General features: G+C 67.9%; 14 protein-coding genes and 2 riboswitches. Of the genes, 8 read left to right on the top strand and 6 right to left on the bottom strand.

Annotated features, from left to right (window positions below; all coding sequences use genetic code 11):
• Positions 1 to 186: 186 nt before the first annotated feature.
• The 6 genes from FFS60_RS19745 to cobG all read right to left on the bottom strand — a co-directional run bounded on the left by FFS60_RS19745 (position 187) and on the right by cobG (position 6,246).
• On the bottom strand, positions 187 to 1,143 hold the full coding sequence (locus FFS60_RS19745; RefSeq protein WP_137822924.1) for a FecR domain-containing protein: 957 nt from the start codon (positions 1,141 to 1,143) through the stop codon (positions 187 to 189).
• Positions 1,140 to 1,640 carry a sigma-70 family RNA polymerase sigma factor gene (locus FFS60_RS19740; RefSeq protein WP_028629242.1) on the bottom strand — a complete coding sequence of 167 codons (501 nt, stop codon included), beginning with the start codon at positions 1,638 to 1,640 and terminating at the stop codon, positions 1,140 to 1,142. Before FFS60_RS19740 ends, FFS60_RS19745 begins: the two co-directional genes overlap by 4 nt.
• Positions 1,641 to 1,905: 265 nt before the next feature.
• The gene (cobJ, locus tag FFS60_RS19735) at positions 1,906 to 3,561 is read right to left on the bottom strand and encodes a precorrin-3B C(17)-methyltransferase (RefSeq protein WP_137822923.1); all 1,656 of its coding nucleotides are present in this window, start codon (positions 3,559 to 3,561) and stop codon (positions 1,906 to 1,908) included.
• Entirely contained in the window at positions 3,561 to 4,310 is a 750-nt protein-coding gene (locus FFS60_RS19730; protein WP_137822922.1) for a precorrin-2 C(20)-methyltransferase, read from the bottom strand. Before FFS60_RS19730 ends, cobJ begins: the two co-directional genes overlap by 1 nt.
• Positions 4,307 to 4,933: a precorrin-8X methylmutase gene (locus tag FFS60_RS19725; protein ID WP_028629239.1), complete on the bottom strand. Its 627-nt coding sequence runs from the start codon at positions 4,931 to 4,933 to the stop codon at positions 4,307 to 4,309. The genes FFS60_RS19730 and FFS60_RS19725 overlap by 4 nt, the downstream gene beginning before the upstream one ends.
• Positions 4,930 to 6,246 (bottom strand): precorrin-3B synthase, encoded by a 1,317-nt coding sequence (cobG, locus tag FFS60_RS19720; protein WP_137822921.1) that lies wholly within the window; start codon positions 6,244 to 6,246, stop codon positions 4,930 to 4,932. The genes FFS60_RS19725 and cobG overlap by 4 nt, the downstream gene beginning before the upstream one ends.
• A gap of 86 nt (positions 6,247 to 6,332) precedes the next feature.
• A riboswitch (cobalamin riboswitch) is annotated at positions 6,333 to 6,528 on the bottom strand.
• A gap of 80 nt (positions 6,529 to 6,608) precedes the next feature.
• Between cobG and cbiE the strand changes: the two genes are divergently transcribed.
• From cbiE to FFS60_RS19680, 8 genes are all read left to right on the top strand, one after another.
• Positions 6,609 to 7,808, top strand: a complete 1,200-nt coding sequence (gene cbiE, locus FFS60_RS19715) for a precorrin-6y C5,15-methyltransferase (decarboxylating) subunit CbiE (RefSeq protein ID WP_137822933.1) — start codon at positions 6,609 to 6,611, stop codon at positions 7,806 to 7,808.
• A 38-nt stretch (positions 7,809 to 7,846) separates the two neighbouring features.
• A complete protein-coding gene (locus FFS60_RS19710) occupies positions 7,847 to 8,944 on the top strand; it encodes a cobalt-precorrin-5B (C(1))-methyltransferase (RefSeq protein ID WP_137822920.1) in 1,098 nt (365 codons plus the stop codon).
• Positions 8,941 to 9,672 (top strand): cobalt-precorrin-6A reductase, encoded by a 732-nt coding sequence (locus FFS60_RS19705; RefSeq protein WP_028629235.1) that lies wholly within the window; start codon positions 8,941 to 8,943, stop codon positions 9,670 to 9,672. The genes FFS60_RS19710 and FFS60_RS19705 overlap by 4 nt, the downstream gene beginning before the upstream one ends.
• Positions 9,669 to 10,376 (top strand): ferredoxin, encoded by a 708-nt coding sequence (locus tag FFS60_RS19700; protein ID WP_137822919.1) that lies wholly within the window; start codon positions 9,669 to 9,671, stop codon positions 10,374 to 10,376. The genes FFS60_RS19705 and FFS60_RS19700 overlap by 4 nt, the downstream gene beginning before the upstream one ends.
• Positions 10,377 to 10,604: 228 nt before the next feature.
• Positions 10,605 to 10,812: riboswitch (cobalamin riboswitch) on the top strand.
• Positions 10,813 to 10,921: 109 nt separating this feature from the next.
• Positions 10,922 to 13,039 carry a TonB-dependent siderophore receptor gene (locus FFS60_RS19695; RefSeq protein ID WP_137822918.1) on the top strand — a complete coding sequence of 706 codons (2,118 nt, stop codon included), beginning with the start codon at positions 10,922 to 10,924 and terminating at the stop codon, positions 13,037 to 13,039.
• Positions 13,039 to 13,809 (top strand): ABC transporter ATP-binding protein, encoded by a 771-nt coding sequence (locus FFS60_RS19690; protein WP_137822917.1) that lies wholly within the window; start codon positions 13,039 to 13,041, stop codon positions 13,807 to 13,809. Before FFS60_RS19695 ends, FFS60_RS19690 begins: the two co-directional genes overlap by 1 nt.
• Positions 13,806 to 14,765: an ABC transporter substrate-binding protein gene (locus tag FFS60_RS19685; RefSeq protein ID WP_137822916.1), complete on the top strand. Its 960-nt coding sequence runs from the start codon at positions 13,806 to 13,808 to the stop codon at positions 14,763 to 14,765. Before FFS60_RS19690 ends, FFS60_RS19685 begins: the two co-directional genes overlap by 4 nt.
• Entirely contained in the window at positions 14,762 to 15,793 is a 1,032-nt protein-coding gene (locus FFS60_RS19680; RefSeq protein ID WP_137822915.1) for an iron ABC transporter permease, read from the top strand. Before FFS60_RS19685 ends, FFS60_RS19680 begins: the two co-directional genes overlap by 4 nt.
• The last annotated feature ends 32 nt before the right edge of the window (positions 15,794 to 15,825 follow it).

The following is a 15,825-nucleotide window of genomic DNA, read 5'->3' as shown; positions in this document are numbered from 1 at the left end:
CGGAAAAACCCGCCAAAAAAATTCGAAGGTCAAACCTGTAGGGGCGATTTCAATCGCCAAGGGCGGCGCAGCTGCCCCCCAAGGAACCTCGACGGGAAGGCCGTCGGCCGCATGGCGAATGAATCGGTTCTGTCTGCATCACGTGTTGCAAGCAGCTCCTGCACAGTGTGTTCTTCGCCAGAACGCTCAGGCCCTGGCCTCCACCGTCACCCACCAGCGGGTGCGGTAGTGCAGATGTACCGGCAGGGTGCGTGGCAGCAGGCTCAGCAGTTTGTCGGTGTCGTCCAGGCGGAACACGCCGGAGAGGCGCAGGTCACGGATGCTGTCGGCGCAAGCCAGGCGGCCATGGCGATAGCGCGAGACTTCGGCGAGGAAGTCTGCCAGGCGCATGTCGCGGGTGACGATCAGCCCGTCGACCCAGGCCCCGGTCTCGAAGTCCAGTTGTTGCACCGGGCGGATGCCTTCCCGGGTCAGGTCGACGCTCTGGCCGGCCTCGACGACCTGTTTCGACAGGCCGCTGGCCGGGTTCAGCGCCACGCTGCCCTGCAGCACGCTGAGGCGTGAGGCGGCCTTGCCCTGGCGCAGCACGAAGCGCGCGGCCTGGGCTTCCACCAGGCCATGGGCGGTGACTACCTGCAGTGGCGTGGCCTGGATGGCACTGCTGACGAGGATTTCACCGCGCCGCAGTTCGACCAGCCGTTGCTGCGAGTCGAGGCGGATATCCACAGCCGAATCGGTGTTCAGTTGCAGTTGGCTGCCGTCGGCCAATGCCAGGCCACGGCGCTCGCCGGTGGCGGTGGCCAGATCGGCGGTGAGGCGTTCCCAGGGCGTGATGTCGCGGGTCAGCCAGAGGGCGGCGCCCCCGACTGCCGCCCCGGACAGCAGCTTCAGCGCCTGACGGCGGCGCAGCCCTGCGCGGGCGTTGTCCAGTACCAAGCCGGTACTGGGCATTGCCACGCCCAGTTCGCGGTCAAGCTGTTGCACCCGTTGCCAGGCCAGTTCGTGGTCGGCGTCCTGCCCGCGCCAGTGCTCGCAGGCTCGCTGCAGTTCCGCATCGCCGCTGTCGCGCAGACGCAACATCCAGTGGATGGCCTGGCGCACCACCTGTTCGTTGGGGCCGACGGTCCGGCTGTGGGTGTTCATTCTTCAAATCGCAGGAGGTAGCAGTGGTAGAGAGCGTCGGCCACATAGCGCTCCACCGAGCGCAGGGAAATACCCATCCGCGCAGCGACTTCCTTGTGGGTCAGGCCTTCGCACTGGGCCAGCAGGAAGGCGGTGCGTGCCTTGGGTTTGAGGCGGTCGAGCATCAGCGCAATGCGTTCCAGCAGTTCGAGGATCAGCTCGCGCGCCTCAGGCGAGGGCGCTTCGGCCTCGGGGATCTGTGCCAGGGCTTCCAGGTAGGCGCGCTCCAGCTCTTCGCGGCGCCAGTGGTCGATCACCAGGCCGCGCGCCACGGTGCGCAGGAACGCGCGCGGCGTGCGCAGCTCCAGGCTGTCACCCTTGCCCAGCAGGCGCAGGAAGGTGTCCTGGGCCAGGTCCGCCGCATCGGCGGCATTGCCCAGCTTGCTGCGCAGCCAGTTCTTCAGCCAGCCGTGATGCTCGCTGTACAGCGCCTGGAGGGTGATGTGGGGAGAGGGCATGGGGCCGCCGCGAGATGCGATAACAAATGAAAATTAATCGCATTTTCATCGTCTGCCGGGGCTTTTGCAACTGCGCCGTGTGCCGGGGCGGCACCATTGCCGGAATGGTTCGCGGGGGAATCGCTGATGGGTTTCGCAGGTTCGCGGAACGCCGCCCGACCCATCCTACGTGGGCGCGCCGAGTGGCTGTTCGTAGGATGGCGTAGAGCGCAGCGAAACCCATCGGGTGGCGTTGATGGGTTTCGCGGGGAGATTACGCAGCCGCTCAGCGATACCAGCGCGGCGTGTAGACCCAATCCTCGCCATTGCCCTTCGGCACGCGCCGGGTCAGTGACGAGCCGATGATTACCAGGGTGCGCATGTCCACCTGCTCCGGGGTCAGCTCGCCGAGGCTGGTGAGGGTGAGCTTTTCGGCCGGGCGACCGATGTCGCGACCCAGTACCACCACCGTTTCCGGCTGGCGATGTCGGGCGACGATCTCCAGCGCACGGCCCAGCTGCCAGGGGCGCGCCCTGGAGATGGGGTTGTAGAAGGCCATGGCCAGGTCGGCGGCGGCGGCGTGGTCGAGGCGGTGCTCGATCACCTCCCAGGGCTTGAGGTTGTCCGATAGCGAGATCAGGCAGAAGTCATGGCCCAGCGGCGCTCCCGCCTTGGCAGCGGTGGCCAGGGCGGCGGACACGCCGGGGAACACCTGCAACTCGACCTGTAACCACTGCGGATCGCGGGATTCGTCCAGGGCTTCCAGCACGGCGGCGGCCATGGCGAAGACGCCCGGATCACCGGAGGACACCACCACCACGCGGCGGCCGCTGGCTGCCAGCTCGAAGGCGTGGCGGGCCCGCTGCAGTTCTTCGCGGTTGTCGGTGCAGTGCGCCACCTGATCGGGTCGCAACGGGCCGGCCATGCGGATGTAAGTCTCGTAGCCCAACAGGTCTTCGGCCTCGTCCAGCGCCTGGCGAGCGGCCGGCACCATGAACTCGGCGGCGCCGGGGCCAAGGCCGACCACGGTCAGGCGCCCGCGCGGTTGGCCGATCAGGGCCGGGTCGAGCGGCTCATCAGCCCGATAGAGGCGAATGCCATCGCCTTGCTGGTGCAGGGGCGGCAGGGCGGTTTCTTCGGTAATAAAGCGCAGTGGCACGTCTAGCTCGGCGGCGGTCGCTGCCAATACGGGGTCAGTCATGCGCTCGCGCTCTGCCAACAGGCAGGCCAGGGACAGCGCCGCCAGACCGGCATCTGCCAGGGCCTGGCGCACGATATCGGCATTCGCCTCGCCATCGATTCGCGCGACCGCCACGCGAGGGTGGATCAGCAGTTCGTGGCGCTCGGCCGGACGTGCTTCGGCGGTGATGTGGATAACCCGTCGCGCCTCGTCCGCCAGGGGCAGGCGGACCTCATCGAGCCACGGCGCATCGCCCTGCACGCGCACGGCTTCGCCGCCCAGCAGGTCGGAGACGAAGCGCTTGCCCTGTTCGATGTCGGCCAGGGCGTAGCCCGCTGGTGGGTCCAGCAGGCAGGTGCCGAAACGCAACTCGCCACTGGTGGTGATGGCCGGCGCCACGTCCAGCATGGCGGCGATTTCCCGCGCCATGCGGTTGACCCCGCCCAGCCCGCCGAGCAGCGGCACCACCGCACTGCCGTCTTCGGCGACAGCCAGTACCGGCGGCTCGGCGCCCTTGCTCGCCAGCAGTGGCGCCAGGGTGCGGATGACGATGCCGGCGGCGCACAGGGCAATGATCGGCGTATCGCTGCTGTACAGCCCGCGCAGGGTGTCGCCGAACTCGGCATAGCCTTCGTCCGCGCCTTCGACGCGCCCATTCAGGCCAAGCACGCGCGCCTGTGGATAAAACGCCTGGATGCGCCGAGCCGTTGGCAGGCCGCCGTTGCCGAGCAGGACGATGGCCGGGGCGTTGTGCTGCTCCATCAACCTCTCCACTTCTGACCGGGGATGACGATCATCGAGAAATAGGGCGACGCCATGGGGTCCACCTCATCCAGCGGCACGATGCGCTGGTTGGCCATGGTGGCGCGCTCTACGTAATGGGCGCGGCTGGCGATGCCGAGGTCCTGGAGGACGCGGCGCACCTTGTCGAAGTTGCGCCCGAGCTTCATCACTACGGCGGCTTCGGCATCGCGCAGGCGGACCTTCAATTCATCTTCCGGCAGTACGCCGGAGAGCACCGAGAGGCTCTGGTTGCGGTACACCAGGGGCAGGCCGAGCACCGCCGCGCTGCCCAGCATGGAACAGACACCAGGCACCACTTCCACCTCGTAGCGCTCGGCCAGGCGGTCGTGCAGGTACATGTAGGAGCCGTAGAAGAAGGGGTCGCCCTCGCAGATCACCGCCACGTCGCGGCCGGCGTCCAGGTGCTGGGCTACCTGCTCGGCGGCGGTGTCGTAGAAGTCGCTGATCACGGTTTCGTAGGACAGCGGCGGCTCCAGTTTTTCGGTGGTGACCGGATAGACCAGCGGCATGCGCTGCTGGGTGTCGGTCAGGTGCTGCTCGATGATGCCGAAGGCGTTGCCGCCCTGGCCCTGGCTGGCCTTTGCCTTGGCCACGAAGTAGCCCACCACCGGCGCCGATTGCAGCAGGCGCAGCGCCTTGAGGGTGATCAGTTCCGGGTCGCCGGGGCCTACTCCGAGGCCGATCAGCCGTCCTTTGCCGCTCATCATTCCACCTCCGTGGCCAGGGCGTTGACCGCCGCTGCCGCCATGGCGCTGCCACCGCGACGGCCGCGCACGATCACATAGGGCACGCCACGGCTGTCGGCGGCGAGCATCTCCTTGGACTCCGCCGCGCCGACGAAGCCCACCGGGAAGCCGAGGATCAGTGCCGGTTTCGGTGCGCCCGCGTCGAGCATCTCCAGCAGATAGAAGAGTGCGGTGGGGGCATTGCCGATCACCACCACGCTGCCTTCCAGGTGTTCGCGCCAGTGCTCAAGCGCCACTGCCGAGCGGGTGTTGCCCCGTTCGCGCGCCAGCTCCGGCACGCCGGGGTCATTGAGGGTGCAGATGACCGGGTTGTCCGCCGGCAGGCGGGCGCGGGTGATGCCCTCGGCCACCATGCGCGCATCGCAGAGAATCGGTGCGCCATTGGCAATGGCCGCGCGCCCGGCCGCTCCGGCACCCGGGGAGAAGCGCAGGTCTTCCACCACGTCGACCATGCCGCAGGCGTGGATTACCCGCACTGCGAGCTTTTCCAGGTCGGCGGGGATTCCGGCGAGGTTGGCTTCGGCGCGGATGATGGAAAAGGAGTTGCGATAGATCTCCTGACCATCGCGGATGTACTCGATCATGGGGTGGAACTCCAGGTGTCAGGAGGGGAGGCCAGGCGTTTGCCGGCCTCCTGAAGGCTGATGTCGCGCGCCAGCAGTTGGCCAAAGCCATCGCCGCCGCGCTGATAGAGGTCATAGCGGCCCGGGCCCCTGGCCAGCAGGGTGAAGGGCGCCACATGGGCGGCGGCGCAGGAGCGCGGGCAGCCGCTGAGGTGAACCAACGCGCCAGGTGGCAGCAGCGGCGCCAGAAGCAGGGCGTCGGCCTTGGTATCGGCCAGGCCCTTGGCGCAACCGGCGGAACCGGTGCAGGCGATCAGTCGCGCCAGGGGCTCGCTCGCTTCCGTGGCGAGGCCCAGATGACGCATGGCGTTCAGGACGAATTCGGCATCCTGGGCATTGGGCAGCAGCACCGATTGCCAGGGCGTCAGGCGCAGGCTGCCGTCGCCCTGTCCATCGGCGAGATCGGCGAGGGCGGCGAGCTGTGTTGAGTCCAGGCGACCCAGCGCCGGCGCACCGCCGACATGGTGGCCGTCGCGTATCCCCAGGTGGGCGAAGGGTTGCGGGGCAGGGCGGTGCCAGTTGCCGACCGGCAGCAACGGTACGTCCAGCCGCTGTTGCAGGCGCAACAACAGGTCGCCCTCCGGGTGTTCGGCAAGCAGGTGGCGCATGCGCGTCTGCTCGGGCCTGGCCAGTTCGAGGAACAGTTCCAGCAGGGCTTCCGCCAGCGCTGGAACCTGATCGCGCGGCACGGAGGCCAGGGCGGGAGCGTCGTCGGCGGCTCGTGGTGGGCAGCCGGCCAGCCCGAAGGCGAACAGCGCGTGGTCACCGTCACCCATGGCCGACAGCCAGAGATCGTGGGGATGCTCCAGCATCGCCATGGATTCGCCGCCATCCAGCAACAGGGCGAACTTGGGCGAGAGGGCATGGAAGTGCGCCTTGTCCTGCAGCAGGGCGAGGATTTGCCCGGCAAGCGCCGAGATATCCACAAGGGCGGAGGCATCCAGGCCGGCCAGCGGGCTGACCATCAGATTGCGCACATCGTCGGCGCCGGGGGAGCCTGCGCCCAGGCCGGCGGCCAGGAGGGCGTCGATCAGCGCCTGCTCGGCGCCGGGCTTCACACCACGAATCTGCAGATTGGAACGGTTGGTGGCCTCGATCACCCCCCCGGCGTAGGCACTCGCGGCGGTCGCGATGGCGCGGGCCTGAACCGAGCTCAGGTGCCCGCAGGGCAGCTTGATCCGGCAGATGCCGCCGTCCTTCGCCTGGACGATACGCAGCAGCCCCGGGCAGGCCGAGGGGCGGATGGATAGCGATGTGGGCCGGGCGTACTTCACTCAGGTCACCATGGTTGGCGTCGCGGCGACCCGGGCCCCTGAGTCAGGGACAACGTTGCATCGATACACCCCGCTCGATGCGTACACACGCGACTGGTCCCACCGGCAGGTCTCCTGGCTGGCAGGTCATCATCCATTGCGGCCTTCCCGAACGGGGTTCAGTGGCCTGAAATGCATGGACTCGCTGCTTACAGTTGCGGGGGCAGCCACGGCTCGACCGTGTTCCCTCTTAGGCTGGGGCTCGTCAGGTGAGCGCCAGCGACCGATGAAGGGCGCTATTATGCCCGCTTTGCCCGGACCTATGAAAAGGCTGCCTGTCGGGAGCCGAACGGCCCATGCAATTTCGTACTCGAGGACAACAGATGCAGCCCTGGCTGACCGTGGTGGGAATTGGCGAAGACGGCTACGCGGGCCTCGGCAAGGCCGCGCGCCACGCCCTGCTGGGCGCCGCCGAAGTAGTCGGTGGCCCGCGCCAGCTCGACCTCCTGCCGCGCTGCATCCGCGCGCGTCGTAGCCCCTGGCCAAGCCCCTTTTCCCTGGCTCCGGTGCTGGAAAAACGCGGCACTCCGGTCTGCGTGCTGGCCAGCGGCGACCCCATGCTGTTCGGTGTCGGTGCCAGCTTGGCGCGGCAGGTGGCTGCGGAGGAGATGCGGGTGATCCCGGCGCCATCGTCCTATTCGCTGGCCGCCGCGCGGCTGGGCTGGCCGCTGCAGGACGTGACCCTGCTCTCGGTCGTCGCCCGTCCCCTGGCTGCGTTGAATGCTCACCTTCACGTTGGCGCCCGCCTGCTGGTGCTGAGCAATGACGGCAGCAGCCCGGCGGCCATCGCCGCGTTGTTGGCCGAGCGTGGTTTCGGCCCGAGTCGGCTCAGCGTGCTGGAACACCTGGGGGGCGAACGTGAACGACGCATCGACGGCATCGCCAGCGACTGGTCCCTCACCGAGGCTGCCGCGCTCAATCTGCTGGCGGTCGAAGTGCACCCCGACGAAGGCACTCGCTCGCTGCCGCTGACCACCGGCCTGCCCGACGACGCCTACCGCCACGACGGCCAGCTCACCAAGCGTGATGTCCGCGCCGTCACCCTGGCGCGGCTGGCGCCACGTCCTGGCGAGCTGCTCTGGGATGTAGGCGCCGGTTGTGGCTCCATCGGCATCGAGTGGATGCGCGCACACCCGGGTTGTCGTGCCATTGCCATCGAAGCCAACGAAGGCCGCCAGGCACATATCCGCCACAACCGCGATGCCCTTGGTGTGCCCGGTCTGCAACTGGTCGCCGGTCAGGCCCCGGTGGCGCTGGAGGGCTTGCCCGCGCCGGATGCCATTTTCATCGGCGGCGGCGTCACCGAGCCCGGTGTGCTGGACGCTTGCTGGAACCAGCTCAAGCCCGGCGGTCGCCTGGTCGCCAACGCCGTGACTCTGCAGAGCGAAGCTATGCTGGTAGCCTTTCGCGAGCTGCACGGCGGCGAACTCACCCGCATCGCCGTCGCCCAGGCACAGCCGCTGGGCGGCTTCGATACCTGGCGTTCGGCGTTGCCGATTACCTTGCTTGAAGTGACCAAGTGATCCCTAGGTAAAACCCTTGAGCGGACCCGCCATTCTCCATGCGTGACGAAACCCCCGAACAACCCGCTCCCCTGCGCAGTGGCTACACCACTGGCAGCTGCGCCACGGCCACCAGTCTGGCCGCGGCGCGCCTGCTCTTGGGCGGCGTGGCGGCGGATGCGGTGGAGATCGTCCTGCCCAAGGGCCAGCAGGTGCTGATGCGCCTGGAGTTCTGTCGCTTGATCGAGGGCGGAGCCGAGGCAGGCACCCTGAAGGACGCTGGCGACGACCCGGACGTGACCCATGGCGCGCTGATCTACGCCCAGGTGCGCCTGGCTACCGCGCCGGGTGTGCGTTTCCATGCCGGCCCCGGCGTAGGCACCGTCACCAAACCCGGCCTGACACTGGCCGTGGGCGAGCCGGCGATCAATCCGGTACCCCGGCAGATGATGATTGAGCACCTCACTCGACTCGCTGGCGACCACGGGTTTGCCGGCGGCTTCGAGGTGACGATCTGCGTCGAGGGCGGCGAGGCGCTGGCGCTGAAAACCATGAACCCGCGCCTCGGCATTCTCGGCGGCCTTTCCATCCTGGGCACCACCGGAATCGTCCGACCGTTCTCCTGTTCGGCCTATATCGCATCGATCCATCAGGGCATCGATGTCGCCCGCGCCAACGGCTTCACCCACCTGGCGGCCTGCACCGGCAACGCCAGCGAAGACGCCATGCGTCGTCGCTACCACATGGACGACACCGCGCTGATCGAGATGGGCGACTTTGCCGGTGCCGTGCTCAAGCACCTGCGCAAGGCACCCGTGGAAAAACTCAGCCTGTGCGGCGGCTTCGGCAAGATCAGCAAACTCGCCGCCGGCCATATGGACCTGCACAGCCGCAACTCCAGCATCGACCTGCCGCTGTTGGCGCAGTGGGCTGCCGAACTGGGCGCAAGCGCCGAATTGCAGGCGGCCATGCGCGGTGCCAATACCAGCCAGCTGGCGCTGGTCATGGCCCATGACGCCGGCATTCCCCTGGGCAATATGGTCTGCGCCCACGCCCTGGCCTTCGCCCGCAAGACGGTGCCGGCCAGCGTGGCGCTGGAAGTCTTCGCCATCGATCGCCAGGGCAATATCGTCGGCGAGGCTGTGGAGCAACGATGAAACGCATCCTCCTGCTGGGCGGCGTCAGCGAAGCCCTGGCGCTGGCGCGCCGCCTCGGCCCCGAACATGTCTACAGCCTCAAGGGCCTTGGCAAGGTGCCGGATGACCTGGCCTGCCAGGTACGCGTGGGGGGCTATGGCGGCGCCGAGGGACTGGCGCATTTCATCGCGGAGGAGGGCATCGATCTGCTGGTCGATGCCACCCATCCCTACGCCGCACAGATGAGCCGGAACGCCGCGACGGCGGCCGAACAGGCGGGCATTTCCTGCTGGGCCTTGCGTCGCGCCGGTTGGCAGGCAAGCCCGGATGACGACTGGCAAGAGGTGGCCGATTGGGCCGAGCTGATCGAAGCCCTGAAGCGTTTCCGTCGCCCCTTCTTCACCCTCGGCCGCGAACCTTTGGAGCACCTGCACGAGATCCCGCCGCAGCAGCACTGGACCGTGCGCTGCCTGCAGGGGCAGCCGGCGGGTGAACGCTTTGAGGTGATCGGCGCCCGTGGCCCCTTCGATCTGGACGGCGAGCGTGAGTTGTTCGCGCGGCTGCACAGCGACGTGCTGATCAGCAAGAACAGCGGCAGCCAGTCCACCGAACCCAAGCTGCAAGTGGCCCGCGAGCTGGGGCTGCCGATACTGATCCTCAAGCGCCCGGAGCTGCCGCCCGTGGCCCGTGAATTCGATTCCGTCGAAGGCCTCTGGCAGGCCCTCGCCATCCATCTGGACACCCCATGACCGCAACACCTTACGCCCGCGTGCTGTTCGCCGGGCCGGACCTTGCCGAAGGCTCTTTCGCCGAACTCTTCCGTCGCCAGCTCATCGCCCTGCGTGGCGAGGAGGCGCTGGCCGATATCGTCGACACCTCAGCCGGTCATGACGGGCTCTGGCAGACGGTGCAGGCCAGTCCCCGCCCATTGCTGGTGATCGACCTCGACCCGCAATCGTCCGCCCAGCATCTGGACTGGCTGCGCAGCGAACTGGCGGTTCTGGGCGCTCCGGAGCACCTCTTCGTCGCCAGCCTCCTCGGCCAGTTCGACAGCGATCCGGCCGGCGCCGCTTGTGCACTGGCCGGGCGTGCCGAACTGCACCTGGAGTGCGCGAGTGTGCCGGCGATTCCCGCCAGCCACGCCTGGTCCTGCATTCCGCCCCATGCCCGCCGCCTGCTGCTGTGCAACGGCCCCCGCTGCACCCGCCGTGGTGCGTTGCCGTTGTGGAAGAAGCTGCGCGAAACCCTCAAGGCCACGGGCAAGCTGGAGTGTGAAGGCGGCGTGCACATCACCCGTACCCAGTGCCAGTTCCCCTGCGACCTCGGCCCTACCGCCAGCCTCTATCCCGACGGGGAGTGGTACCGGATGCGCGACGAGGAAGAGGTCCTGCGCTGGGTGCAGGAGCGGATCGTGGAAGAGCGCCAAGTACCGGATTTGCTGATTAAGACGTAGGGGCGCCGGGAAGTGTCCCGGCGAACCTGGTAAGGGGCATTGAACGTTGCCGCCTGCAACCTCACATCGCTGAGATTGGCGTGTTCAGCGATCACCTTCGGATGTTCTGAGCGAATGGCTCCATTGCGCCCCAGGAGACTGGGAGCCGCCCGACTATCCAGTTTGCGCACCGGGATTATTGCGGGTTTCTCGCCGGGGCTGAGCTTGACTCCCCCACCCACGAATGTTCCTATCCGCGCCGCTTCAGGTGTCTCACGCCGCCGCGCGTGAGGTTAAACGGGAAGCCGGTGCGTTCCGAGAGGAACCAGTCCGGCGCTGCCCCCGCAACGGTAAGTGAGCGAAACCCTCAACAGGCCACTGTGCTGCACAGCATGGGAAGGCGAGGTTTTCATGACCCTCACAAGCCCGGAGACCGGCCTGAGGCATTCGTTTGGCAACCCGCGGTGGGCGGGCGTTGACGCTGACCGTGGGTGCCTGCGCGCCCGCGTCTGCTTTTGCGCGTTCCATCGGGATTGCCGTGCCTTGCACCCTGAATTGGAATTCCCATGGCGCGCTATCCCCAGTCTTCATCCCTGTTCGTCCTCGCCGGCCTGCTGGCGACATCCTCGGCCTTCGCTGAATCCCCGGCCCTGAGCCTGCCGGCCACCCAGGTCGATGGCCAGGTCCTGGAACCTGCCGAAACCGATCTGCACAAGTCCCAGTCAACCGCTTCGCGGCTCGGCCTCTCCGCGTTGGAAACCCCGGCCAGCACCACCTCCCTCAGCGGCGACACCCTGCGCGAGCGCAATGCCCGCAGCGCCCAGGACGCCGTGACCCGCACCCCCGGCCTCAGCTTCATCGGCACCCCCGGCGATGGTGGCACCGGCCTCTCGGCGCGGGGCTTCACCGGGCATGCCTCGGTGATGCAACTGTTCGACGGCATCCGCCTCTACACCGGCATGGGCACCACCACGTTCCCCACCGATCCCTGGCAACTGGAGGGCATCGAGGTGTTGCGCGGTCCGGCCTCCAGTCTCTATGGCGAAGGCGCTACCGGGGCGGTGATCAACTACCTGTCGAAGACGCCCTTCGAGGGCGAAATCCGCAACCAGGTGCGCCTGGGCTACGGCTCCTACGATCGCAGCCAGTTCGCCCTGGACAGCGGCGGCTCCCTCAGCGACAGCCTGAGCTACCGCGCCACCGTCAACCGCCAGGCGACCCAGGGCTGGGTGGACCGGGGCGATGCCCGGAGCCTGAGCTTGGGTGCCGCCCTGCGCTGGCAGGCCAGCGACGACCTGGCCTTTACCCTGGCCCATGACCAGGGCGACCTGGAGCCCGGCAGCTACTTCGGCACCCCGCTGATCAACGGCCGCTACCGCGAGAGCCTGCGGGAGAAGAACTACAACCTGCGCAATGCCGAGCAGCACTACAACGACCAGTGGACCCGCCTGACCACCGACTGGACCCTCTCCGACCAGGTCAGCGCCAGCAACCAGCTCTACTACCTGAAGTCGCGGCGCTACTGGCGCAATGCCGAGGCCTACACCTGGGACGACAGCCGCGAGGACATGCTGCGCAGCGACTACCTGCGCATCAAGCACCATCAGCAGCAGATCGGCGATCGCCAGACCTTCACCTTCGATCATTCGCTGTTGGGTCTGGCCAGCCGCACCCTGGTGGGCACCGAGGTCAACCGCATCCGCTTCGACCTGACCAACAACTCGCCCTACAACGATATCGGCGGCGACTACATCGACCCCTGGAACCCGGCGCCTGGCTATTACCAGAGCGCGTCCGCGTACCGCCCGCACTCGCGCAGCCAGACCCGCACCTTCGCCCTGTTCGCCGAGAATCAGCTGCAGCTCAGCGAGCGCTGGTCCCTGATCACCGGTGCGCGCCGCGACCAGGTGCACATCGACCGTGACGATCTGCGCGCCGGCACCCGCAGCGACCGCAGCCTTTCCGGCGGCAACTGGCGCGCGGGCCTGGTCTACGCACTGACGCCGAATGCCTCGCTCTACGGCCAGTACGGCACCAGCAAGGACGGGGTGAACAACCTCATCAGCCTCAACCCGACCCAACAGCAGATGGACCTCACCGAGGCCCGTCAGACCGAGCTCGGCTTCAAGCAGCAGTTCTGGGAAGGGCGCGGGCAGTGGACGGTGGCCGGCTACCACATCGTCAAGGAGAAGCTGCTGACCACCGACCCGGTGACCCGTGTCGCCGAGCAGATCGGCCAGCAATCCGCCGACGGCATCGAAGCCAGCCTGGAGCTGAGCCTGGCCCGAGGCTGGCAGGTGTCGGCCAACGCCTCGGTGGTACGCGCCGAATACGACGAGTTCTATCAGGGCGGCGTTTCCCGCGCCGGCAATCGCCCGGTGGACGTGCCGCGTCGCACCGCCAACCTTTGGGTGAACAAGGCGCTGCCCGGCAATGTTCGCGCGGGCGCCGGCCTGCGCTACGTGGATGACCGCTACGCCGACACCGCCAACCAGATCGAGGTGCCCGGCTACACCGTGGCAGACGCCAACCTGAGCTGGCGCGCCACGCCCCAGCTGACCCTGGGCCTGGAGCTGAACAACCTGTTCGACCGCCAGTACGCGGTGAGCCAGACCAACAGCGGCCAGCAGTGGTTCCTCGGCGAGCCGCGCTCGTTCTTCGTCACCACGGACATCACGTTCTGATGGCGCGCCTTTCGCTGCACGACCTGGCCTGGGCTCCGAGCCCGGGCCAGTCCTTGCTGGAAGGCGTCGAGATGGCGGTGGGGGAGGGCGAATTCGTCGGGCTCATCGGCCCCAACGGCAGCGGCAAGACCAGCCTGCTGCGTTGCGCCTATCGCTTCCATCGCCCCCAGCAGGGCCGCGTCGAGCTGGAGGGCGCCAACCTCTGGCGGCAATCACCACGCTGGAGCGCCCAGCGCATCGCCGTGGTCCTGCAGGAGTTTCCCCAGGACTTCGGCCTCAGCGTGGCCGAGGTGGTCGCCATGGGACGCATGCCGCACAAGGGGTTGCTGGACGGTGACAGCGAAGAAGACCAGCGCCTGGTGGATGAGGCGCTGGCGCGTGTGGGGTTGGTGGAGCGCCGCATCCAGCCCTTCGAAAACCTGTCCGGCGGCGAGAAGCAGCGCGTGCTGTTGGCCCGCGCCCTGGTGCAGCAACCGCAGGTCCTGATCCTCGACGAGCCCACCAACCACCTGGACCCGCGCTACCAACTGGACCTGCTGCGCCAGCTCCGCAGCCTGGGGCTGGGTGTTCTCGCCAGCTTCCACGACCTCAACCTGGCCGCCGCTTTCTGCGACCGCCTCCATGTGCTCGACGGCGGCCGCCTGGTGGCCAGCGGCGCACCGGCCGACGTGCTGACAGAAGACCTGCTGCTGCAGGTGTTCGGCACCGAGGCGCTGGTGGACCTCCATCCCGTTGCCGGTCACCCACGGATTACCTGGATCACCCGATGAAGCCATTTCTCATGTCCCTGGGCGCAAGCCTGCTGTTCGTCGCCACTTTCACCCAGGCCGGGCACTACCCGGTCACCATCACCAGTTGCCAGCGTGAAGTGCGTTTCGAGCGTGCGCCGCAGCGCGCCGTCAGCCAGGACGTCAACCTGACCGGCATGCTGCTCGCCCTCGGCCTGCGCCCGAACATGGCGGGCTACAGCGGCATCAGCGGCTGGAAGACCCTGGATGAGGATTTCCGCGCGCAACTGACCGGCCTGCCGGAACTGGCGCCGCGCTACCCCTCGGTGGAAAACCTGCTGAATGCCGGTGCCGACCTGTTCTTCGCCGGCTGGAACTACGGCATGCACGTGGGGGGCGAGGTCACGCCGGCCACGCTCGCGCCGCTGGGCATTCCGGTGTACGAGCTGACCGAGTCCTGTGCCCACGTGATGCCGCGTGACGCCGCGCGTCTCGAGGATCTCTACGCCGACCTGCTCAACCTGGGGCGCATCTTCGATGTGGAGCCGCGCGCCGACGCGCTGGTGAGCGACCTGCGTGGCCGGGTGGAACGGGTGCGTCAACGCGTGCCGAAAGACGTGCCGGCGCCGAGCGTATTCCTCTATGACAGCGGTGAGGACCGACCCTTCACGGCGGGTCGCCTGGCCATGCCGCAGGCGCTGATCGAGGCGGCCGGTGGACGCAACCTGATGGACGATCTGGCTTCGAGCTGGTCGCGGGTGAACTGGGAAACGGTGGTGGAGCGCGACCCGGAGGTGATCCTGATCGTCGACTACGGCGTGGTCAGTGCCGAGCAGAAGCGCGAATTCCTCCTCAGCCACCCGGCACTGCAGCAGGTGCGTGCGATCCGCGAGAAGCGCTTCGTGGTGCTGCCCTACCTGCAGGTCACGCCCAGTGTGGATAACGTCACGGCCATCGAAACCCTGGCGGCGGCCCTGCATCCCGGGTTGCGGCCATGAACCCGGTACGCAGCGCCAGCGGCTATCGCCTGCTGGTGCTCGGTCTGCTGGCGGTGCTGCTGGTCTCCTGCGTCGCCTCCCTGGCTTTCGGTGCGGTGAGTCTGGCGCCGGAACAGGTGTTGGGCATCGTCTCGCAGCGCGTGTTCGGCCTGGTGCCGGAGGCGCCGAGCTGGACGGCGGGGCAGGACAGCATCGTCTGGCTGATCCGTGCGCCGCGGGTAGTGCTCGGTGCGCTGGTCGGCGCCGGGCTGGCGCTGGCCGGTTGCGCGCTGCAGGCGGCTACCCGCAACCCGCTGGCCGACCCGCACCTGTTGGGTGTCAGCTCCGGCGCGGCGCTGGGCGCGGTGGTGATGGTGCTCGCCTTGGGCGAGGTGCTCGGTCGCTACAGCCTGCCTCTGGCGGCCTTCGTCGGTTCGCTGCTGAGCATGCTGCTGGTGCTGGCCATCGCCAGTCGCCAGGGGCGCCTGGCCAGCGATCGGCTGCTGCTGGCCGGGGTGGCGGTGTCGTTCCTGATGATGGCGCTGGCCAATCTGCTGCTGTTTCTCGGCGACCCTCACGCAGCGACCTCCGTGGTGTTCTGGATGCTTGGCGGGCTGGGGCTGGCGCGCTGGGAGCTGCTCTGGTTGCCGGGTATCTGCGTGGGCCTGTCGTTGCTGATCCTGCTCAGCCTGGGGCGTGGGCTCAACGCGTTGATGGCCGGCGAACAGAGCGCCGTGAGCCTGGGGCAGGACCCGCGTCGCCTACGCCTGCTGGTGTTCCTCTGCACTTCGCTGCTGACCGGCGTTCTGGTCTCCCTGAGTGGCGCCATCGGCTTCGTCGGGCTGATGCTGCCGCACCTGGCCCGGCGCCTGGTGGGCGCCGAGCACCGGCGCCTGTTGCCGGTGTGCGCGCTGCTGGGGGCGGTGTTCCTGGTCTGGGTCGATGTCGCCGCGCGAACCTTGCTGGCGCCGCAGGACTTGCCGATCGGCATCGCCACGGCGGCGATTGGCGGACTGTTCTTTGCGGTGCGGCTGCGACGGCGGGCGTGAGGTTTGTCTCCCCTCGGCCTCTGGGAGAGGGG

It is taken from the genome of Pseudomonas sp. D(2018) (genome assembly GCF_005502555.1).
Classification (GTDB): domain Bacteria; phylum Pseudomonadota; class Gammaproteobacteria; order Pseudomonadales; family Pseudomonadaceae; genus Metapseudomonas; species Metapseudomonas resinovorans.
Note: the sequence above shows the minus strand (reverse complement) of the source record. Positions and strands in the feature narration are given on the sequence as shown.